Raw genomic sequence first — 21,016 nt, 5'->3', positions numbered from 1 at the left:
CGTTGCGCGTGTTGGCTGGCCGCAACTCTACCCCTTTTGACCGCCGCAGCGGAAGGGGGTCGCGCGTCAGGCGCCGTCGGGCAGGGGCAGGGCGATGGTGCAGTGGACGCCGCTGCTGTCCAGACGGTAGGAGGTGCGGGCGCCCAGGGCATAGGGCAACGCCCGCTCGATCAGCTTGCGGCCGTAGCCGCCGCGATCGGTGACGGCCGGCGGCGGCAGCGGCTCAGCCACCTCCTCCCGCCAGTCGAGGGTGAGCAGCCGGCCGCCGTCGGCCGCCGGCTCCACCGTCCAGCTGACCCGCAACCGCCCGGCCCCCTGCTTGAGGGCGCCGTACTTGCGGGCGTTGGTGGCCAGTTCGTGCAGCGCCAGGGTGAGGGTCTGCACCACCGTTTCCGGCAGCGCCACTTCCGGCCCGTCCAGGTCCACCACCAGCGCCTCGCCGTCGGTGCCGAGGGCATCCATCTCCATGCGCAGCAGGCCGCCGATGGTCACCGCCGCGCGGTCGGGACGGGCGAGCAGGTCCTGCACCCGCGACAGCGCCTCCAGCCGGTCGCCGAAGCGGAGGGAGAAGTCGTCCAGGCCGCTGCTGGCGGTGAGCGTCTGGTTGGCGATGGAACTGACCAGCGCCAGCAGGTTGCGGCCGCGGTGGTGCAGTTCCTCCACCATCACTCGCAGGGTTTCCTCCCACCGCCGGCGTTCGGTGGTGTCCTCCATGACGCCGATCATGCGCACCGGCCGGCCGCGGTCGTCGTAGAGGAAGGTGCCGCGGCCGTAGCACCAGCGCACCGTGCCGTCCGGGTGCAGAGTGCGGAAATGGTGGGAATAGGGGGTGCGGCTGTCGCGCGCCCGCTGCAGCGCCGCTTCGGTGGCAGCGCGGTCGTCGGGATGGACGCGGCTGATCCAGGCGTCATAGCTCGGCCGCACGGCGCCGACGCCATAGCCCATCATGCGGTAGTGGGAGTCCGACCAGGTGATCTCGCCGCGATCCATGGCCCAGTCCCAGGTCGCCAGGTTGCCGGCGTCCATGGCCATGCGCAGGCGTTCCTCGCTGGACCGCAGCGCCTCCGCCACCTGGCGGCTGTCGGTGATGTCGCGGAACACCGCCGCCACCCGCTGCCGCCGGGGCGGGCCGAGCGGCAGCACGAAGATGTCGAGCCAGATGCCGAGGCTCGCCACATGCAGCTCCCGCCGCTCGCCCTGGCCGGTGGCCAGCACCCGCGCCCACAGGTCGCGCCACAGCGGCAGGCCGCGCGGGTCGATGGCGCTGAGGGCATGGCCGGTCAGCGACCGCCCGAGGATGCGGGCGGCGGCCGGGTTTTCCGTGGTGATCACGATGTCGCGCGGCGCGCCGGCGGCATCGTGCTCCAGGCGACCGATGACGACCCCCTGGTCCATGCCATCGATGAAGGCCCGCAGGTCGGCGGGCGGCGCTGGCGCCATTGTCCGCTCCGGGCAGAGATGTCCCGACTTCCGTTTCGGTACCAAAGCATGACAGTTTCATGCCGTTGCGAGTAACCAACTTCCAGGCTGCGGCTTTCCTCCATGAGACTTACGACCCCACCCGTGACGCTTGCATGAACATCAGTGTCTTCTTATGTAACCAGCATCCGCACCCTTGTCCGTCCGGGAGCCCGCCATGACCGCCGCCGCCGACGCCACCTCCGCCGCCCGTCAGATCGCCTGCCCCAAGTGCCTGGCCGCCAATCGCGTGCCCGCCGACCGGCCGGCGGAAAAGGCGCGCTGCGGGGCCTGCGGCACGCCGCTGTTCGACGGCCATCCGGTGGAAGCGACGGAGGCCACCTTCGACGCCCTGATCAGCCGCACCCACATTCCGGTGGTGGTCGACTTCTGGGCCCCGTGGTGCGGCCCCTGCCGCATGATGGCCCCGGCCTACGAGCAGGCGGCGGCGCAGCTGGAGCCGCAGGTGCGGCTGCTGAAGGTGGACACCCAGGCCAACCCGGGCCTTGCCGCCCGCTACGGCATCCGCTCCATCCCGACGCTGGCGGTGTTCGGCGGCGGGCAGGAACTGACCCGCCAGTCGGGCGCCATGCCGCTGCCGCAGCTGCTGCGCTGGATCGAGGCGGCGACCGCCTACGCCTGAGCCTCAGCGCCCGGCGTAGCGGCCGCCCTCCAGGCTGCGGGCCTGCGACAGCTTCACCAGGGTTTCCAGCACCTCAGCGACGCGCTGTTCGCGCTCCTTGCGGGCCTTGGCGAACAGGCGGTTGACCTCCGCCGCCGTCAGCGGCCGGTCCTGGCCGGCCAGCAGGTCGCGCAGCAGGCGAGCGCGTTCCGGCAGGCTGCGCGGCCACGCCGGCTTTTCGTCCGCTTCCGCCAGGGTGACGTCGAGGTCGCGGCCGCTGTCGGGCGCCCTGGCCGGCGCCTTGCGCGGCACCAGGCCGGCGCGCTGCTTCTGGTAGTCGGGGCGCAGCCAGTGGACCACGTTCCGCTGCCGCTCCTCCAGCGCCCGCTGACGGTTGAGCGCCACCAGCCGGGCCAGCACGTCGCCGTCGGCCAGGGTCGCCGGCCAGCCGTAGGCCTGGAAGACCAGAGCGTCGAGGCGGTCGTGCAGATGCCTCAGCACGGTGATAAGGCCGCGATCCTTGATGCGCCGCTCCGCCTCGTCGAGCGGCCGCTCGGCGCGCATCTTCTCCAGCACGTTGTACATCTGGGTCAGCGTCAGGTCGGGATGCTCCGCCTGCCGCGCCTTGCGGTGGGCATCCAGTTCCTCCGCTAGGGCGCGGATCTCCTGCGCGATGTCGGGCGCCGGCAGGGGGAAGGGGAATTTGTCGAAGCAGTTGGATTTGGAGTAGCGCGGATCGTTCCCCACCCCCAGCCGAGCCCCCGCCGCCAGCGCCCAGACGACATGTATACGGCTGGAGAGGACGCCAAGGTGATAGGCGTCGTCCAATGCGACGCAAACCAGCATGTTGTCCGGCCTGACCCCTACGGGGAGAAAAACAAAGGTCCTGAAACGCGACGTTTCGACGGTGGCAATGTAGCGTGACAATCCGGCGATGGCGGTTCGGAGGTCAGTATTCTTCCGTCCGAACAACCACCAGTTCGTTCGCCGGTACTCCTCGTTATTGAGGTCTCGCTCCGGCTTCACCGTCTCCAGAACATGCTGATAGACAGCGGGGAAGCGTTGTCGAACCTGCACCTCGCTCAGCCCGTGCAGGTCGATGACCATGACTCCCCGGGACCGACCGGTTAAGTCGCGGCCATTGAGATAGGGCCGGATATGCTTCTCCAGCCCCTTCACCTTGCCCAGCCCAAGCTCTCCCGCCTTGGTCGGCGTGACGATGAACCCCTTGCCGTGCAGCTTCACGCCCGGCGAGCACAGCCAATCATTGGCCATCAGCGGCAGGGCCTTGCTGACGTCGGCGCCGATGGTGAGGTCGGCGTTGATGCGGCCGGTGCGCTCGTCCAGCTCCACCCGCCGGCCTTCGCCGTCGCCGCCGCTTTCGGCCGTCACCCGCAGCAGGCGGCCGTCGTGGCGGCCGGCGGCGGCGATGGTCATGGCGATGCGCACGGCGGCGCCGTCTGCGGCGTCCACCCACGGGTGGTCGGGGATGGCGAACAGCAGCGACAGCGCCCGGCGCCCGGTCATGTGCATCTGCACCACCCGGCGGCTGAAGGTCTGCGGCAGGCTGTTGGTGGTGATGAAGCCGAACCGCCGCACCGGCCCGCGGCGCACCAGATCGGCCGCCTTGTGCCACCAGTACATGACATAGTCGATGGACTGCGGCAGGTCGGAGTAGACGCTCCACAGGGCCTCGGCATAGCCCTCGCCCAGGGTGTCGCGGATGTCCTTGCCGCCCAGGAAGGGCGGGTTGCCGACGATGAAGTCGGCCTCCGGCCAGTCGGTCGGGCGCGGTTCGATCAGGCGGGTCAGCGGCACGCGGGCGCCGGTGTCGGGCACCCAATGGCCGGTCACCGGGTCGAGGCGGCGGGTCTCGCCGTCCCAGCGGGTGAGCGGGCGGCCGGCGTCGTCGCGCCGGGGTTCCTCCCGCGTCCAGGTCAGCAGGGCGTCGCCTTCCACGATGTTGCGGAAGTTGCGCAGCACCGGCTCGGCCGGCTGGGTGCGGCCACGGGTGCGGAAGTGCCACTGCAGGTAGCCGATCCACAGCACCAGCTCGGCCGCCGCCACGGCGCGGGGGTTCTTCTCGATGCCGAGGAACTGGTGGGGGTCGACGGTGTGGCGGTCCAGTTCCAGCAGGTACTGGGACTGGCCCAGTTCCTCCAGCAGGTCGAGCACCTCGCCCTCCAGCCGCTTCATGTGCTCCAGCGCGACATAAAGGAAGTTGCCCGAGCCGCAGGCGGGGTCGAGCACCCGCACCGCGCACAGGCGGGTGTGGAAGGCCAGCGCCTCCGCCTGCGCCTTCGGCAGGTCGCCGTCGCCGGCCAGCAGCAGGGCGGCGGCCTTCACCGCGTCCCACTCGCGGCGCAGGGGCTCGATCACCGTCGGGATCACCAGCCGCTCCACATAGGGGCGGGGGGTGTAGTGGGCGCCCAGCTTGTGGCGCTCCCTGGGTTCCAGGGCGCGTTCCAGGATGGTGCCGAAGATGGCCGGCTCCACCGCCGTCCAGTCGGCGCGGGCGGCGCGGGCGAGCAGGCGGATCTGCTGCGCCGTCAGCGCCAGGGCGCGGCTGTTGCGGAACAGGCCGCCGTTGAAGTGCGCCACCTTGCGCTTGATGACGGCGGAAAAGCCGCCCTTGTCCATGGCGCGCCACAGGTCTTCCAGCATGGGCCGGAAGGTGGCGGGGTCGTCGATGTGGGCGACCAGGAAGTCGCGGAAGCAGTCGGCCGGCTTCAGCAGCCCGACGTCCTCGGCGAACATGGTGAACACGCAGCGCATGAGGAATTCCGACACCCGCCGCGGCTCGTTGCCGTCCTTCTCCAGCGAGCGGGCGAGGGCGGCCAGCATGCGGCCGACGTGACGGGTCACCGCCTCCGCCCGCCGCGACGGATCGAGCGACGCCGGCGCCGTCCACACCGCCGCCAGCCGGTGCTGCACCGCCGGGTCGTGCAGGTCGGCAAGCGTCAGGCGGAAGGATCGGCCATCGGGGAACTGGGTGTAGTGGTTGCCGGTGCGCGAGAAGTCGGCATACAGCTCGATGCTGTGGCCGACGTCGGCGACGATCATGAACGGCGGACATTCCCCGGTTTCGGCGGCGATGGCGCGGGCATAGGCGTGGGCCTGGCCGCGCGCCCGCAGCATGGCGTCGCTCCATTCCCGCCCGCCGCGGGTGCCGGCGCCCTTCTGGCGGCGCGGCGGAGCCTCAGCGGCGGCGGCGGCGGCGAAGGGCCGCAGCGCCCGTTCGGCGGCGATCTGCTGCTGCACCCCCTGCTTGGCCTCCAGCACGAAGCAGCCGCGCTTGTAGAGGTCGATGCGGCCGGTGGTGGTCTCACCCACGCCGGGGATGACCACCTGCCGCTCGAACACGTAATCGTTGAGGTGGGTGTCGGCCCGCGCCGGTTCCGGCCGGTCGAGCCGCAGCAGGTCGCACAGCTCGGTCAGGAACAGGGCGTAGTTGGCCAGTTCGGCCCCGCCCGAGGGCTCCCAGCGGGCAATGAACGCCGCCACCTCCGCCGCCGACGCCCGTGGCGCCGCCGGTTCCTCCACGTCGCGCATGACCGAGTCTCCCCCCTCTCGCGAAGGGGGAGGTGCTTACTCTTGCAATTTGCAAGAGTCGAGTCCTAATCGAAAGAGAGTTGCTCAACTCTCGCGCGGGAAGCATTGCACGCCGGTGCGCTGCAGGGTCTCGCAGGCGCGGTTGGCCTCGCTGCGGCTGGCGAAGCCGCCGGTGGACAGGCGCCACAGGCCGCCGCCTTCCACGATGCGCGGCTGCGCCCCCGGCAGCACGCTGCCGACGCGGGCCTGCCAGCGGCTCCACGCCTGGCGGGCGGCTTCCTCGCTGGACACGGCGGCCAGCTGCAGGGTCCAGGGCGAGTCGGCGCTGGCGGAGAGGGCGATGCGGCTGGAAGCGGCGGCCGGCGCTGCCTCGGTCCGCACCGGCTCGGCCGCCGCGGCGGCGGTGACGGCGGCGGCGGCGGCGGCGGCGGCGGCGGCGGCCGGCGGCGCCAGCGGCCCGTCCAGCGACTCGCGCTCCACCCCGGCGGAGGACGGCACCGGCGAGCCGGCCAGCGGCTCGGCGGTGGCGACCACGCCGGCATCGCCGCCGCTGGAGGGGCGGAAGGACACCAGTTCCTTCTTCTCCATGCGGCCGTCGACGTCGCGCAGCTCCATCACCGTGTTCTTGATCTCGGGGGCGTAGTACAGCGTCTCGAACCGGCCGCCGCGCTGGCAGAACACCTCCACCGCCGTGAAGGCGCCGGCCGGCACGGTCAGCTGGCGCGGGCCACGCACCTCGCAGGTGTGTTCGATGGCGCGTTCCATGCGGCCGTCGTCGGCGGAGGTGATTTCGGTGCGGTAGGCGGCGGCCTTGCCCACCTGCAGCGGGAACAGGGTGAGGTCCGGCAGGGTCGGCGGGGTGTAGAGCAGCACCGTCTGCGGCCCCGCCTCCGGCATGACGCGGGCGGCGGGCAGCAGCGGGTCGCCCAGGCTTTCCCAGCGGCGGCCGTCGGTGGTGGCGAAGGTGACGCGGCCGTCCTCCCCCACCGCCACCACCTTCTCCACCACTTCCTCGCCGTCGAGGATGTAGGTCCAGGTGTCGTCGGCGGTGTATTGCGGCAGCACCGACCGCGCCATCACGTCGCCCTGGGCCGGCGGCGTGCTGCGTCCGCCCCCGCCGCCGCCGGTGAGCGAGCAGGCGGACAGGGCAAGGCCAGCGGTGGCGACGAGCGCAACGGCGCGGACGGAGAACATGGCGGCTCCCGGAGTGGTACGTCGAGTCGGGCCATGATAGTCGGCACCGCGCCCAGCACCAATGAAACTTGCCACCCCGTCAGCGCAGCCCCTGCGCCTTCTTCCACCGCCGCAGCCGGGTGCGGGCGTTGGCATAGGGGGCGGAGGTGTTCCAGTGGACCATGCGGCCGAAGGGGTAGGTCTTGTACCACGGCGCCGAGAACAGGGTCGCCGCATCCGCCGCCACGACGCGGGCGAGGATGGCCTTCTCCGCCCGCTCCAGCCGCGCCAGCCGGTCCTGCCACGTCAGGCCGGCGTAATCGGCGTAGAACTTGCCGGCCAGCCGCCCGAGGTCGTTCCAGCCGTAGCCCTCCGCCGGGAAGGCGACCTCCTGCCCCGAGTCGCGGCCGGCGCACCACGACAGCAGCAGCTCGTTCCAGCCCACCAGGTAGGCGACGAGGTCGGCGGCGCTCATGTGCGTGCCCTTGGCGTGGCCCTCCAGCGTCGGGTCGTCGGTGCGGTCGGCGGGGAGGGTGGCCAGGTCCGCCACAAGCCTGGCGTAGCTGTCTTCGATGGCGGCGATCAGTGCCACCTTGTCGCCTGGAACGGCCATGTCCGGGCCTCCTGCCATTGCCTCCGCCAGTACAATCGCGGCCGCCGGGGGGCGCAACGGCCGGCGGCGGCGGGGCAGCCATGGCAGGCAGGGGCTTGCGCGACGGCCCGGTTGCGCCTATAAACACGCCCTTCCAAAAAGGGAGCGGCCAGGCGATGGCTCCCCCGGCGTCCAGGGTCTTCCTGGCGGCGGGTGTTCGGGCCAAGGGCATGCCGACCCGCTCATGACGGTCACCCAAGCTTCAGAGGACCAAAATGCCCAAGCTGAAGACCAAGAGCGCTGCCAAGAAGCGCTTCCGTACCACCGGCACCGGCAAGGTGCGCGCCAACGTGGCCTACAAGCGCCACATGCTGCGCAACAAGCCCCAGCAGATGAAGCGGCAGGCGCGCGGGACGTTCATCCTGTGCAAGTCCGACGCCGAAATCGTCAAGAAGTTCTTCCTGCCCTACGCTTAATCACGCCGGTCGGAGTTTAAGACATGTCCCGAGTCAAGCGCGGCGTTACCACGCACGCCCGTCACAAGAAGGTCCTGAAGCTCGCCAAGGGTTACCGCGGCCGCTCCAGCACCAACTTCCGCATCGCGATCGAGAAGGTCGAGAAGGGCCTCCAGTACGCCTATCGCGACCGCCGCAACAAGAAGCGCGATTTCCGCGGCCTGTGGATCCAGCGCATCAACGCCGCTGTCCGCGAGCACGGCATCAACTACTCGACGTTCATGAACGGCCTCAACAAGGCCGGCATCGAACTCGACCGCAAGGTGCTGTCCGACCTCGCCATCACGCAGCCGGAAGCGTTTGCGTCCCTGGTCAAGCAGGCCCAGGCGGCCCTCGACTAGGACGGCGGATTCGGTCATACCCGGCGCGAGCCGGGCGACGCCTGAAGATTCGAGGAGGGGCTGCCCGGCCGTGGCAGCCCCTTCTTGCCGTCTGGAATGATTTTCTTCTGCCCTCAGGCGCCGGGCGGGCGCTCCTCGCGCCCTTGGCTCCCGCGGCAGGGGCCGCGCGGCGCAGTCGCGCCGGAGGCGCGCTCTTAACAGGAGCGACCCTTCGGTCGCGGGTCGCGCCGGCCAGACTGCGGCGAGTCAAGCTCGCCGCAGTCTGGTATAAGCGTCCACATTTTCAAACCGTCTGGGGATTTCCCCGCCCCACAAGCACAAGGGAAGACCATGAGCACCATGGAGGACTTGCGGGCCGAACTGCTGGCCGCCGTCGCCGGCGCCGCCGACCGCGATGCGCTGGAACAGGTGCGCGTCGCCGCGCTCGGCAAGAAGGGCCGCATCACCGACATGATGAAGGGCCTCGGCGGCATGACCCCCGACGAGCGCCGCGAGGCCGGCCAGCAGCTCAACGCCCTCAAGGACGTCGTCGCCGCCGCCCTGGACGAGCGCCGCACCGCCCTGGAAGAGGCCGAGCTGAACGACCGTCTGGCGCGCGAGCGCATCGACGTCACCCTGCCCGTGCGCCCGGAAGGCGCCGGCAGCCTGCACCCCATCAGCCAGACCATCGCCGAGCTGACGGCGATCTTCGGCCAGATGGGCTTCACGGTGGCGGAAGGGCCGGACATCGACGACGACTTCCACAACTTCACGGCGCTCAACTTCCCGCCCGACCATCCGGCGCGCCAGATGCACGACACCTTCTTCCTGCCGGAGAAGGCCGACGGCTCGCGCCTGATGCTGCGCACCCATACCTCCACCGTGCAGGTCCACACCATGACCAGCACGAAGCCGCCCATCCGCATCATCGCGCCGGGCCGGACGTATCGCTGCGACTACGACATGACGCACACGCCCATGTTCCACCAGGTGGAAGGGCTGGTCATCGACAAGACCACCCACATGGGCCACCTGAAGGGCTGCCTGATCGAGTTCGTGCGCACCTACTTCGAGCTGGACGAACTGCCCGTGCGCTTCCGCCCGAGCTTCTTCCCCTTCACCGAGCCCAGCGCCGAAATGGACATCGGCTGCTCGCGCGCCGGCGGAGAACTGAAGATCGGCGCCGGCGACTCGTGGCTGGAGATCCTCGGCTGCGGCATGGTGCACCCCAACGTGCTCAAGGCCTGCGGCATCGACCCGACCGAGTACCAGGGCTTCGCCTTCGGCATGGGGATCGAGCGCATCGCCATGCTCAAGTACGGCATCCCCGACCTGCGCACCTTCTTTGAAAGCGATCTGCGCTGGCTGCGCCACTACGGCTTCGCCGCCCTCGACGTGCCCAGCGTGACCGGAGGCCTGACCCGATGAAGTTCACCCTCTCCTGGCTCAAGGACCACCTGGAGACCGACGCGCCGCTCGACGTCATCGTCGAGAAGCTGACCGCCGTCGGCCTGGAAGTGGAAGAGGTCCACGATCCCGCCAAGGATCTGGCGCCCTTCATCGTCGGCCATGTGGTCGAAGCCGGTCCGCACCCCAATGCGGACCGCCTGAAGGTCTGCCGCGTCGACACTGGCGCCGAGGTCATCCAGGTGGTGTGCGGCGCCCCCAACGCCCGCCAGGGCCTGAAGGTGGCGCTCGCCCGCCCCGGCGACCGCATCCCCGACAGCGGCGAGGTGCTGAAGAAGGGCAAGATCCGCGACGTCGAAAGCCAGGGCATGATGTGCTCGTGGCGCGAACTCGGCCTCGGGTCGGACCACAGCGGCATCATCGAACTGCCGGACGATGCCGCCGTGGGGGCGAAGCTGACCAGCGTCGTCAACCTCGACCCGGTGATCGAGGTGGCGATCACGCCCAACCGCATGGATTGCCTGGGCGTGCGCGGCATCGCCCGCGACCTCGCCGCCGCCGGCCTCGGCACCCTGAAGCCGCTGGACGAGCCGGCCATCCCCGGCACCTTCCCAAGCCCCGTCGGCGTGGCGCTGGAGCATGACGGCTGCCTGATGTTCGTCGGCCGCTACGTGCGCGGCGTGAAGAACGGCGACAGCCCCCAGTGGCTGAAGGACCGGCTGGAGGCGGTGGGCCTGCGCCCCATCTCCGCCCTGGTGGACATCACCAACTACGTCACCGTCGACCGCGGCCGCCCGCTGCACGTCTTCGACGCCGCCAAGCTGTCGGGCACCGTGCGCGCCCGCCCCGGCCGCCCCGGCGAGACGCTGCTGGCGCTCAACGGCAAGACCTACGAGCTTGACGAGCAGATCGTGGTCATCGCCGACGACGCCCGCGCCCTTGGCCTCGGCGGCATCATGGGTGGCGAGGACGAAGGCGCGACGGCCGACACCACCGACGTGTTCATCGAATCGGCGCTGTTCGATGCCGTTGCCGTCGCCAACACCGGCCGCCGGCTCGCCATCGACTCCGACGCCCGCTACCGGTTCGAACGCGGCGTCGATCCGCAGTCGGCGGTGTGGGGCTGCGAGCTGGCGACCCGCCTGATCCTCGACCTATGCGGCGGCGAGCCGTCGGAGCTGGTGGTGGCCGGCGCGCCGCCCGCCGGCCCCGGCGCCATCGCCGTGCGGCCGGAGCGGGTGGCGGCGCTGGGTGGCGTCGACCTGTCGAAGGACCGGGTGGTGGAGATCCTGCGGGCGCTCGCCTTCACGGTGGAAGAGACCGCCGACGGCCGTCTGGCCGTGGTGCCGCCGTCGTGGCGCCTGGACGTGACCGCGGAACACGACGTGGTCGAGGAGGTCATCCGCATCCACGGCTACGACAACATCCCGGCGCTGCCGCTGCCGCGCTCGCCCATGCCGCCGGTGGTGCTGACGCCGCGCCAGCGGCAGCGGGAATTCGCCCGCCGCACCCTGGCGACGCGCGGCATGATGGAAACGGTGACGTGGTCGTTCATGGCCCGCGCCCACGCCGATCTGTTCGGCTTCGGCGACGAGGCGCTGGTGCTGTCCAACCCCATCAGCAGCGACCTCGACACCATGCGTCCGTCGGTGCTGCCGAACCTGATCCAGGCCGCCGGCCGCAACGCCGCCCGCGGCTACCCGGATGTGGCGCTGTTCGAGGTCGGGCCGGACTTCCAGGACGACACCGCCAAGGGCCAGCGTCTGGTCGCCGCCGGCGTCCGCGCCGGCCGCACCGGCCCGCGCAACTGGGTGCAGGCGCCGCGTGCCGTGGACGCCTTCGACGCCAAGGCCGATGCGCTCGCCGCCCTGGAAGCCGCCGGCTGCCCGGTGGACAACATCCAGGTGACCACCGACGCGCCCGGCTGGTACCACCCCGGCCGCTCCGGCGCGCTGCGCCTGGGTCCGACGGTGCTGGCGTGGTTCGGCGAGATCCACCCGCGGGTGCTGAAGGGCCTGGATGTCAAGGGCACCGTGGTCGGCTTCGAGGTCTTCCTTGAAGCGGTGCCGCAGCCCAAGACCAAGGGCGGCGCCGCCGCCGGCAAGACCCGGCCGCTGCTGCGCCCGTCGCCGTTCCAGCCGCTGGAGCGCGACTTCGCCTTCGTCGTCGATGCCGACACCCCGGCCGAAAAGCTGATCCGCGCCGCCAAGGGCGCCGACCGCAAGCTGATCACCGAGGTGCGGGTGTTCGACGTCTACCAGGGCGACACCGTGGGCGCCGGCCGCAAGAGCCTCGCGCTCTCCATCACCCTGCAACCGCAGGACCGCACCCTGACCGACGAAGACCTGGACAAGGTGACGGCGGCGGTGGTGGCGGCGGTGGAAAAGGCCACCGGGGCGACGCTGCGGTCGTAACGCCGCACGTCCGACGCCGATACGAAAAGGGGGGAGGCAGCCGGCCGGTTGCCTCCCCCTTTCTCTTCGTCGGTCGGGAGAAACCCTACCCGTCCATCGGCACGGCGCGGCGGGAGAGGGCGGCGAGCAGGGCGGCCACCAGCGCCACGGCGGCGAGCAGGCCGAGCCAGGGCAGGCCGGCGGCGGCGACCACGGCGCAGCCGATCAGGCCCAGGTTGGCGACCGCCACCGCGCCGCTCACCCGGCCGTGGCTGAGGCCGCCGCGCACCGCCCGCTGATAAAAGTGGCTGCGGTGGGCTTCCCAGGGCTTTTCGCCCCGGCGCAGGCGGCGCAGCAGGGTGAGGGTGGCGTCGGCGATGTGGTAAAGCGGCAGGATCAGCGCCGCCGCCAGCTGGCCCTCGACCGCCAGGGTGATGAGCAGCAGGCCGAGCAGGAAGCCCAGCGGCACGCTGCCGACATCGCCCATGAACAGCTTGGCCGGATGCCAGTTCCACACCAGGAACCCAAGCGCCGCCGCCAGCACCACCACCCCGGGGCCGAGCAGCACCGGCGCCGCCAGTCCGGCCGCCGCCAGCACCGCCACGCCGCCGCCGATGGAGGCGGTCTCGACGCCGGTGATGCCGTCGATGCCGTCCATGAAGTTGTAGAGGTTGATGAACCACAGCCAGCCGAGCGCCGTCAGCAGGCGGTCGAGCGCCAGCGGCAGGGCGCCCTGGAACACCAGTGCCTCGCCGGGCAGCAGCGCCAGCACCACCGCCACCGCCAGCCCTTGCGCCAGAAAGCGCGGCAGCGGCGGCAGGCCGCGCAGGTCGTCCAGCCACGACACCGCCGCCAGCCCGGCAGCGCACAGCAGCGCGATCTGCACCGGACCGGCGCCGCCGGCCAGACTGTCGGGCGCGGCGAGGCCCCAGGCCGGCAGCAGCACCGCCATCACCGCCAGTCCGCCGCCGCGCGGCGTCGGCAGGCTGTGGCTGGAGCGGTCGTTGGGGCGGTCGAGGATCTGGCGGCGGCGCAGCCAGCGCAGCACCAGGCCGGTGGCGAGCACCACGGCGGCGGCGACGGCGGCGAACAGGGGCAGGGCGAGGGCGGGCGTCATGGCGCGGATGATGCCGCGCCGGCCGCCGGATGCAAGCGAAACCGGCCGCGCCGGGAACACATGACAGGGGGCGGCGGCGGCTCTATAGTCCCCCTCCGCCCGCCCGGAGGCTGTGACCAGGCGGGCCGCGACCACTGATCCCCCGCAACGCTCGAAGGCAAGGACCAGGCGTATGACCAAGCAGGCAGACAAGATCGGCGTGATGCTGTGCGGCCACGGCAGCCGCGACGTCGGCGCGGTGACCGAGTTCACCCGCCTGGCCGAGCACCTGCGCGCCCGCCTGCCGCAGTATCCGGTGGAGAGCGGCTTCCTGGAGTTCGCCCGCCCGATCCTGCGCGACGGCATGGAAAAGCTGCGCGACGCCGGCGTCACCCGCATCCTGGCGGTGCCCGGCATGCTGTTCGCCGCCGGCCACGTGAAGAACGACCTGCCGTGGGAGATCAACTCCTTCGCCGCCGAATACCCCGACATCAGCGTCGAGTACGGCCGCGAACTGGGCATCGACCCCAAGCTGCTGAAGGCGAGCGCCGCCCGCATCGAGGAAGCCGAGGCCGCCTGCGCCACCACCGTGGACCGCAAGGACACCCTGCTGATGGTGGTCGGCCGCGGCACCAACGACAGCGACGCCAACTCCAACGTCTGCAAGGTCGCCCGCATGCTGTGGGAAGGCATGGGCTTCGGCTGGGCCGAGACCTGCTATTCCGGCGTCGCCCACCCGCGCGTCGACGACGGGCTGGAGCGCGCCGTGAAGCTGGGCTTCAAGCGCATCATCGTGTTCCCCTACTTCCTGTTCACCGGCATCCTGGTCCGCCGCATCTATGACCAGACCGATGCCGTCGCCGCCGCCCACCCGGATGTGGAGTTCGTCAAGGCGCCGTACCTGAACGACCACCCGCTGGTGATCGACAGCTTCGTGGAGCGCGTTGGCGACATCCTGGCCGGCTCGGTCGCCATGAACTGCCAGCTGTGCAAGTACCGCGAGCAGGTGATCGGCTACGAAAGCGACGTCGGCGCCGTGCAGGCCGGCCATCACCACCACGTGCGCGGCATCGGCACCGACGGCGACCACCATCACCACCATCATGGTCACCATCATGACCATGGGCATGGTCACGGGCATGGGCACCATCATCACCATGACCACGGGCACGACCATGCCCACGACCACGGGCATGGGCATGGGCACGATCACGGCCACGGGCACCACCATCACGGCCACGGCCATGACCACGACCACGGCCACGATCACCCGCACCCCCATGGGCACGACCACGCCCATGATCCCGCCAAATCCTGACGGCGGGACGGAGCGCCGGGCATGAGCGGGCGGTACACCTACCAGCGCGATCCCGCCGCCATCTATCGCGACAGCTTCGCCACCATCGAGCGCGAGGCCGACCTGTCGGCGCTGCCGCCCGATCTGCGGCCGCTGGCGGTGCGGGTCATCCACGCCTGCGGCATGACCGATGCCGCCGCCGATCTGGTCGCCTCGGCCGATGCCGTGGCGGCCGGTCAGGCGGCGCTGGCGGCCGGGCGGCCGGTGCTGACCGATGTGGAGATGGTCGCCCACGGCGTCATCCGCCGCCGCCTCAGCGGCCCGGTGATCTGCACCCTCGGCCGGCCGGAGGTGGCGGACCTCGCCCGCGCCGGCGCCACCACCCGCTCCGCCGCCGCCGTCGAGCTGTGGCGGGACCATCTGGACGGCGCCGTGGTCGCCATCGGCAATGCGCCGACGGCCCTGTTCCGCCTGCTGGAACTGCTGGCCGACGGGGCGCCGCGCCCCGCCGTGATCCTCGGCTTTCCGGTCGGCTTCGTCGGCGCCGCCGAGAGCAAGCAGGCGCTCATCGACGACGCCCCCGGCCTTGGCGTGCCCTTCGTCACCCTGCGCGGCCGGCGCGGCGGCTCGGCCATGGCGGCGGCGGCGGTGAATGCGCTCGCCGCACCGCTGTCGGCGGAACAGGAGGAGCGGGCATGACGCCGCCGCCCGCCCCCTGGCTCACCGTGGTCGGCATCGGCGAGGACGGCCTGCCGGGCCTCTCCGCCGCCGCCCGGTCCGTCATCGAAACCGCCGCCGTCCTGGTCGGCGGCGCCCGTCAGCTCGCCCTGGTGCCCGACACCGGCGCCGAGCGGCTGGAGTGGCGCGGCCTGCGCGAGACGCTGGCCGCCGCCGAAGCCCTGCGCGGCCGCCCGGGCGTGGTGGTGCTGGCGAGCGGCGATCCGCTGCACTTCGGCCTCGGCACCACGCTCACCCGCCGGCTCGATCCCGCCGAGCTGGTGGTGCTGCCGCATGTGTCCTCCTTCGCGCTGGCGGCCGCGCGGCTGCGCTGGTCCATCCCCGACTGCCGCCTGCTGACCGCCCACGGCCGGCCGGTGGAGGGCATCGTGCCGCACCTGATCCCCGGCGCCCGCCTGCTGGTGCTGTGCGCCGACGGCACCACGCCGGCGGCGCTGGCCGACCTGCTGCGCCGCCACGGCTTCGGGCCGAGCCGCCTCACCGCCCTGTGGCACCTGGGCGGCCCCGCCGAAGGCCGCCGCGACGCCACCGCCGACGCCTGGGCGCCCGACCCGACGCCCGATCTGGTGGTGATGGCGGTGGACTGCGTCGCCGCCGCCGGTGCCCGCGTCCTGCCGCGCACCCCCGGCCTGCCCGACGATGCCTTCCGCCACGATGGCCAGCTGACCAAGCGGGTGGTGCGCGCCGCCACCGTCGCCGCCTTGCAGCCGCAGCCCCATGCCCTGCTGTGGGACGTCGGCGCCGGCTGCGGCTCCATCGCCATCGAGTGGATGCGCGCCGCCGACCACGCCCGCGCCGTCGCCATCGAGAGCCATGACGGCCGCCGCGCCCTCATCGCCGACAACGCCCTCGCCCTCGGCACGCCCGGCCTGACCATCGTCGCCGGCCGCGCCCCCGAGGCCCTGGCCGAGGCCGGCCCCGCGCCCGATGCCGTGTTCGTCGGCGGTGCCGTCTCCCGCCCCGGCGTGCTGGAAGCCTGCTGGGACGCGCTGAAGCCCGGCGGCCGCCTCGTCGCCAATGCCGTCACCGCCGAGGCCGAGGCCCGCCTGCTGGAGCGCCGCGCCGCCTGGGACGGCGACCTGACGCGGCTCGCCGTCTCCCACCTCAAGGAAACCGCCGGCGGCCTGCACCTGTGGGAGGCGCTGGCGCCCGTCACCCAGCTCGTGGCGGTGAAGCCGTGAGCGCGCCGGGCACCCTCATCGGCGTCGGCGTCGGCCCCGGCGACCCGGAACTGGTGACGCTGAAGGCGCTGCGGGTGATCCGCGAGGCGCCGGTGCTCGCCTGGCCGGCCAATCCGGACGGCCACAGCATGGCGCGTGCCGTGGTGGCGTCGTGGATTCCGCCCGGCAAGGTCGAGATCGCCGTCACCATGGATTTCGTCTCGCGCGGCCGCGAGTCCGCCAATGCCGCCTACGACGACGCCGCCGCCGCCATCGCCGGGCATCTGGACGCCGGCCGCGACGTCGCCGTGCTGTGCGAGGGCGACCCGCTGTTCTACGGCTCCTTCGCCTACATCCTGGCGCGGCTGGAAGGGCGGTATCCGGTCGCCGTCGTGCCCGGCATCACCAGCATGACCGCCTGCGCCGCCGTCGCCGCCCGCCCCATCGTGCTGCTGGACGAGGTGCTGACGGTGCTGCCGGCGACGCTCGCCGAGGACGTGCTGGAAGCCCGCCTCGCCGCCGCCGATGCCGCCGCCATCATGAAGCTCGGCCGCCATCTGCCCAAGGTGGCGGCGGTGCTGGGGCGCCTCGGGCTGGCGGAGGCGGCGCGCATCGTCGTGCGCGCCGGCCATGCCGACCAGCGCCTGCTCACCCTGCCGGAGGCGCTCACTGCGGGCGTCCCCTATTTCTCCCTGCTGCTCGTGCGGAAGCGCCCATGACCTCTCCCGTCTTCGTCGCCCTCACCGGCCCGGGCCTCGCGCTCGCCCGCCGCCTCGCCGCCACCCTGCCGGAGGCGCAGGTCCACGGCCTCGCCGGACGGACGGAGGGCGCGGACGCCACCTTCGCCGACACGCTCGCCCACCTGCGCGACCTGTTCGCCGCCGGCCGGCCCATCGTCGGGGTGTGTGCCGCCGGCATCCTCATCCGCGCCGTCGCCCCGCTGCTGGCCGACAAGCAGGCGGAGCCGCCGGTGATCGCCGTCGCCCAGGACGGGTCGGCGGTGGTGCCGCTGCTCGGCGGTCACCACGGCGCCAACGCCCTGGCCCGCCGGCTGGCCGAGGTGCTGGGCGTCGCCGCCGCCGTCACCACCGCCGGCGACGTGGTCCACGGCGTCGCCCTGGACGAGCCGCCGTCGGGCTGGCGTCTCGCCGATGCCGCCGCCGCCAAGCCGGTCATGGCCGCGCTCGCCGCCGGGGAGCCGGTGCGGGTCGACGGCGCCGCCCCCTGGCTCGCCGCCCTGCCGCAGAGCCCGGATGCCGCCCAGGCCATCACCGTCACCGAGGGCCGCGACGGCGCCGGAGTGGTCATCCACCCGCAGACCCTGGCGCTGGGCGTCGGCTGCGAGCGTGGCGCCGACCCGGCCGAGCTGCGCGATCTGGTGGCGCGCACGCTGGCCGAAGCCGGATTGTCGGAGAAGGCCGTCGCCTGCGTCTGCTCCCTCGACCTGAAGGCCGACGAGGCGGCGGTGCGGGCGCTCGCCGCCGATCTCGGCGTGCCGGCGCGGTTCTTCACCGCCGCCGAACTGGAGCGGGAGACGCCGCGCCTCGCGACGCCGTCCGACGTGGTCTTCGCCGAGGTCGGCTGTCATGGCGTGTCCGAAGGCGCGGCGCTTGCCGCTGCCGGGCCGGAGGCGGCGCTGGTGGTGCCCAAGGCCAAGTCCCCGCGCGCCACCTGCGCCGTCGCCCGCAGCCCGACGCCCATCGACGCCGCTGCCGTCGGGCGCGGCCTCGGGCGGCTCACCGTGGTCGGCATCGGGCCGGGGCAGGCGGGCTGGCGCACGCCGGCCGTCTCCGCCGCCGTGGCGCGGGCGACCGATCTGGTCGGCTACGGCCTCTACCTCGACCTGCTCGGCCCGGCCGCCGCCGGCAAACGGCGCCACCAGTCGGACCTGGGGGCGGAGGCTGACCGCGCCCGCGCCGCCCTCGATCTGGCCGGGCAGGGGCGCGACGTGGCGCTGGTGTGTTCGGGCGATGCCGGCATCTACGCGCTGGCGACCCTGGTGTTCGAGCTGATCGCCCACGAGGCCGACCCGGCGTGGCGCTTCGTGGAGGTGACGGTGGAGCCCGGCGTCTCCGCCATCCAGGCGGCGGCGGCGCGGTCCGGCGCCCCCATCGGCCACGATTTCTGCACCATCTCGCTGTCGGACCTGCTGACCCCGTGGCAGGTGATCGAGGCCCGCCTGAAGGGCGCCGCCGCCGGCGATTTCGTCGTCGCCTTCTACAACCCCGTCTCCAAGCGCCGCCGCGACCATCTGGCGCGGGCGCGGGAGATACTGCTGACCGGCCGCCCCGGCGCCACGCCGGTGGTGCTGGCGCGCAACCTCGGCCGGCCGGACGAGTGCGTCACCTTCACCACCCTGGCCGAACTTTCGCCCGATATGGCCGACATGCTGACCCTGGTGCTGGTCGGCAACCGGGAAAGCCGGCTGGTCGACCACGGTGGCCGCCGCTGGCTCTATACGCCGCGCGGCTATGCCGCCAAGCTGGGTGATCCCGTCGTGCTGGGAGAAAGCGCATGATCCGCCGTTTCCTGCTGCTCACCGCCGCCCTCGCCACCGTCGCCCTGGCCGCGCCGGCCGTCGCCCAGCCGCCGGAGGGCAAGGGCAAGCCGGACCACGCCGGCCACGGCGACAAGGGCCATGCCGACAAGGGCAAGCCGGAGAAGGCCGGCCCCGCCCGTCCGGCCGGCCCCGACCTGGGCGACGTGGTCACCGCCACCGTGCTGAGCGAGATCGAGCGGCGGCTGATCGGCGACTACTTCCGCACCACCCCGACCGCCGCCCTGCCGCCGGGTCTGGCGAAGAAGGACAAGATCCCTCCCGGCATCGCCCGCCAGATCCAGCGCGGCCAGCGCCTGCCGCCGGAGGTGGCGATGCTGCCCCTGCCCGACGACCTGCTGCGCCGCCTGCCGCCGCGGGCCGGTGCCCGGCCGGTGGTGGTGGGCAGCGACGTGGTGCTGGTGCAGGAAGGCACCCGCCTCATCCTCGACATTCTGGAAGGCGTTCTCTGACCATGACCGTCCACTTCATCGGTGCCGGCCCGGGCGCCCCCGACCTCATCACCGTGCGCGGCCTGAACCTGATCCGCCGCTGCCCGGTGGTGCTCTATGCCGGCTCGCTGGTGCCGCGCGAGGTGGTGGCCGAGGCCCCCGCCGACGCCGAGGTGGTGGACACCGCCCCCCTGCACCTGGACCAGATCATCGCCCTGATGCAGCAGGCCCATGCGGCGGGGCAGGATGTCGCCCGCGTCCATTCCGGCGACCCCAGCCTCTACGGCGCCATTGCCGAGCAGATGCGGCGGCTGGACGCGCTCGGCATTCCCTACGACGTCTGCCCCGGCGTGCCGGCCTTCGCGGCGGCGGCGGCGGAACTGTGCCAGGAACTGACCCTGCCCGACGTGGCGCAGACGGTCATCATCACCCGCACCGCCGTGCGCTCCTCGGCCATGCCCAATGACGAGACGCTGTCGACGCTTGGCAAGGCGGGCGGCACGCTCGCCATCCACCTGTCCATCAACAACCTGAAGCATGTGGTGGACGAGCTGACGCCGCTCTACGGCGCCGATTGCCCGGTGGTCATCGTCTACCGCGCCACCTGGCCGGACCAGCAGATCATCCGCGGCCGACTGGCCGACATCCGCGCCCAGGTGAAGGCGGCCGGCCTCACCCGCACCGCGCTCATCCTGGTCGGCCGGGTGTTCGAGCCGGAGGGCGCCTTCACCGACAGCCGCCTCTACGCCGCCGACCATACCCACGTGCTGCGCCCGGCGGCGGCGGACTGACGGCCATGGAGGCCCTGCTTTCGGCCGACCCGTGGTTCCTGGCGGGCATGGTGGCGGCGCTGCTGGTCACCGGCGTGGTCGGCGGGCTGCTGGCCGGGCTGCTGGGGGTGGGCGGCGGCATCGTCATCGTGCCCATGCTCTACCACCTGTTCACGCTGCTCGGCGTCGACGGCGACGTCCGCATGCATGTGGCCGTCGGCACCTCGCTCGCCACCATCATCGCCACCTCCGCCTCCTCCATCCGCGCCCATCACCGCAAGGGGGCGGTGGACGTGGAGCTGCTGAAGCGGTGGGGACCGGCCATCTTCGCCGGCGTCATCCTCGGCACCCTCGTCGGCGGGCAGGCCGACGGCGAGGTGCTGACGGCGGTGTTCGCCGTGGTGGCGCTGCTGGTGGCCGCCAACATGGCCTTCCGCAAGGAAGGCTGGACGGTGCGCGACAGCCTGCCGTCCAAGCCGGCGCAGGCCGGCATCGGCGTCGTCATCGGCACCATTTCGGTGATGATGGGCATCGGCGGCGGCACCCTGTCGGTGCCCATCCTGTCGGCCTTCGCCTATCCCATCCGCCGCGCCGTCGGCACCGCCGCCGCCATCGGCTTCATCATCGGCATTCCGGGCACCATCGGCTTCCTGCTGTCCGGCCTCGGCCAGGACGACCTGCCGCCGGGCTCGGTCGGCTACGTCAACCTGATCGGGCTGGCGCTGATCCTGCCGTGTTCGGTGCTGGCGGCACCGTGGGGCGCCCGCATCGCCCACGCCATCGACCCGCGCAAGCTGCGTGCCGCCTTTGCCGTATTCCTGTTCCTGACCTCGGCGCGGATGATCTACGGCCTGCTGACCTGACGCCGCCCGCCGCCGCTCGCCCGCCGCGTCAGCGGAAGACGACGGTCTTGGCGCCGTTGATGAGCACCCGGC

Annotated in this window: 18 protein-coding genes; 13 read left to right on the top strand and 5 right to left on the bottom strand. The window is 72.2% G+C overall.

Going from position 1 to position 21,016, the window contains the following annotated elements; all coding sequences use genetic code 11:
- Nucleotides 1-66: 66 nt before the first annotated feature.
- Nucleotides 67-1,440, bottom strand: coding sequence for a sensor histidine kinase (locus ABD056_RS00090; RefSeq protein WP_343863214.1), 1,374 nt, complete (start codon nt 1,438-1,440; stop codon nt 67-69).
- Between the two features lie 196 nt (nt 1,441-1,636).
- On the opposite strand from ABD056_RS00090, the gene trxC reads away from it, so the two are divergent.
- Nucleotides 1,637-2,101, top strand: coding sequence for a thioredoxin TrxC (gene trxC, locus ABD056_RS00085; RefSeq protein ID WP_343863212.1), 465 nt, complete (start codon nt 1,637-1,639; stop codon nt 2,099-2,101).
- Between the two features lie 3 nt (nt 2,102-2,104).
- Here trxC and ABD056_RS00080 read toward each other — a convergent pair whose 3' ends face one another.
- The 3 genes from ABD056_RS00080 to ABD056_RS00070 form a co-directional block, all read right to left on the bottom strand.
- Nucleotides 2,105-5,632 (bottom strand): class I SAM-dependent DNA methyltransferase, encoded by a 3,528-nt coding sequence (locus ABD056_RS00080; protein ID WP_343863210.1) that lies wholly within the window; start codon nt 5,630-5,632, stop codon nt 2,105-2,107.
- An 84-nt stretch (nt 5,633-5,716) separates the two neighbouring features.
- On the bottom strand, nt 5,717-6,826 hold the full coding sequence (locus ABD056_RS00075) for an SPOR domain-containing protein (RefSeq protein WP_343863208.1): 1,110 nt from the start codon (nt 6,824-6,826) through the stop codon (nt 5,717-5,719).
- A 79-nt stretch (nt 6,827-6,905) separates the two neighbouring features.
- Nucleotides 6,906-7,418 (bottom strand): ClbS/DfsB family four-helix bundle protein, encoded by a 513-nt coding sequence (locus ABD056_RS00070; protein WP_343863206.1) that lies wholly within the window; start codon nt 7,416-7,418, stop codon nt 6,906-6,908.
- Between the two features lie 254 nt (nt 7,419-7,672).
- On the opposite strand from ABD056_RS00070, the gene rpmI reads away from it, so the two are divergent.
- The 4 genes from rpmI (at nt 7,673) to pheT (ending at nt 12,053) form a co-directional block, all read left to right on the top strand.
- Nucleotides 7,673-7,873 carry a 50S ribosomal protein L35 gene (rpmI, locus tag ABD056_RS00065; protein WP_343863204.1) on the top strand — a complete coding sequence of 67 codons (201 nt, stop codon included), beginning with the start codon at nt 7,673-7,675 and terminating at the stop codon, nt 7,871-7,873.
- Nucleotides 7,874-7,896: 23 nt separating this feature from the next.
- On the top strand, nt 7,897-8,253 hold the full coding sequence (gene rplT, locus ABD056_RS00060; RefSeq protein ID WP_097279243.1) for a 50S ribosomal protein L20: 357 nt from the start codon (nt 7,897-7,899) through the stop codon (nt 8,251-8,253).
- Between the two features lie 330 nt (nt 8,254-8,583).
- On the top strand, nt 8,584-9,660 hold the full coding sequence (gene pheS, locus ABD056_RS00055) for a phenylalanine--tRNA ligase subunit alpha (protein ID WP_343863199.1): 1,077 nt from the start codon (nt 8,584-8,586) through the stop codon (nt 9,658-9,660).
- Nucleotides 9,657-12,053 carry a phenylalanine--tRNA ligase subunit beta gene (gene pheT / locus ABD056_RS00050; RefSeq protein WP_343863197.1) on the top strand — a complete coding sequence of 799 codons (2,397 nt, stop codon included), beginning with the start codon at nt 9,657-9,659 and terminating at the stop codon, nt 12,051-12,053. Before pheS ends, pheT begins: the two co-directional genes overlap by 4 nt.
- An 85-nt stretch (nt 12,054-12,138) precedes the next feature.
- On the opposite strand, the gene ABD056_RS00045 is transcribed toward pheT, so the two are convergent.
- Nucleotides 12,139-13,149 (bottom strand): MraY family glycosyltransferase, encoded by a 1,011-nt coding sequence (locus ABD056_RS00045; RefSeq protein ID WP_343863195.1) that lies wholly within the window; start codon nt 13,147-13,149, stop codon nt 12,139-12,141.
- Nucleotides 13,150-13,321: 172 nt separating this feature from the next.
- Here ABD056_RS00045 and ABD056_RS00040 point away from each other — a divergent pair, with 172 nt between their 5' ends.
- Genes ABD056_RS00040 through ABD056_RS00005 form a run of 8 tightly spaced genes read left to right on the top strand, consistent with a single transcriptional unit; the run spans nt 13,322 to nt 20,944 of the window.
- Nucleotides 13,322-14,446: a sirohydrochlorin chelatase gene (locus tag ABD056_RS00040; protein WP_343863192.1), complete on the top strand. Its 1,125-nt coding sequence runs from the start codon at nt 13,322-13,324 to the stop codon at nt 14,444-14,446.
- A gap of 21 nt (nt 14,447-14,467) precedes the next feature.
- On the top strand, nt 14,468-15,124 hold the full coding sequence (locus tag ABD056_RS00035) for a precorrin-8X methylmutase (protein WP_343863190.1): 657 nt from the start codon (nt 14,468-14,470) through the stop codon (nt 15,122-15,124).
- A complete protein-coding gene (cbiE, locus tag ABD056_RS00030) occupies nt 15,121-16,344 on the top strand; it encodes a precorrin-6y C5,15-methyltransferase (decarboxylating) subunit CbiE (RefSeq protein WP_343863188.1) in 1,224 nt (407 codons plus the stop codon). Before ABD056_RS00035 ends, cbiE begins: the two co-directional genes overlap by 4 nt.
- A complete protein-coding gene (gene cobI / locus ABD056_RS00025) occupies nt 16,341-17,042 on the top strand; it encodes a precorrin-2 C(20)-methyltransferase (protein WP_343863187.1) in 702 nt (233 codons plus the stop codon). Before cbiE ends, cobI begins: the two co-directional genes overlap by 4 nt.
- The gene (cobJ, locus tag ABD056_RS00020) at nt 17,039-18,841 is read left to right on the top strand and encodes a precorrin-3B C(17)-methyltransferase (RefSeq protein WP_343863186.1); all 1,803 of its coding nucleotides are present in this window, start codon (nt 17,039-17,041) and stop codon (nt 18,839-18,841) included. The genes cobI and cobJ overlap by 4 nt, the downstream gene beginning before the upstream one ends.
- A complete protein-coding gene (locus ABD056_RS00015) occupies nt 18,838-19,332 on the top strand; it encodes a hypothetical protein (RefSeq protein WP_343863184.1) in 495 nt (164 codons plus the stop codon). Before cobJ ends, ABD056_RS00015 begins: the two co-directional genes overlap by 4 nt.
- 2 nt (nt 19,333-19,334) lie before the next feature.
- Entirely contained in the window at nt 19,335-20,102 is a 768-nt protein-coding gene (gene cobM / locus ABD056_RS00010; protein ID WP_343863182.1) for a precorrin-4 C(11)-methyltransferase, read from the top strand.
- Between the two features lie 5 nt (nt 20,103-20,107).
- The gene (locus ABD056_RS00005; RefSeq protein WP_343863180.1) at nt 20,108-20,944 is read left to right on the top strand and encodes a sulfite exporter TauE/SafE family protein; all 837 of its coding nucleotides are present in this window, start codon (nt 20,108-20,110) and stop codon (nt 20,942-20,944) included.
- Nucleotides 20,945-21,016: the final 72 nt, after the last annotated feature.

Origin of the sequence: Caenispirillum bisanense (assembly GCF_039523075.1) — a bacterium.
Lineage (GTDB): Bacteria > Pseudomonadota > Alphaproteobacteria > Rhodospirillales > Rhodospirillaceae > Caenispirillum > Caenispirillum bisanense.
The sequence above is the reverse complement of the archived record's forward strand: the minus strand, read 5'-3'. Positions and strand labels throughout refer to the sequence as shown.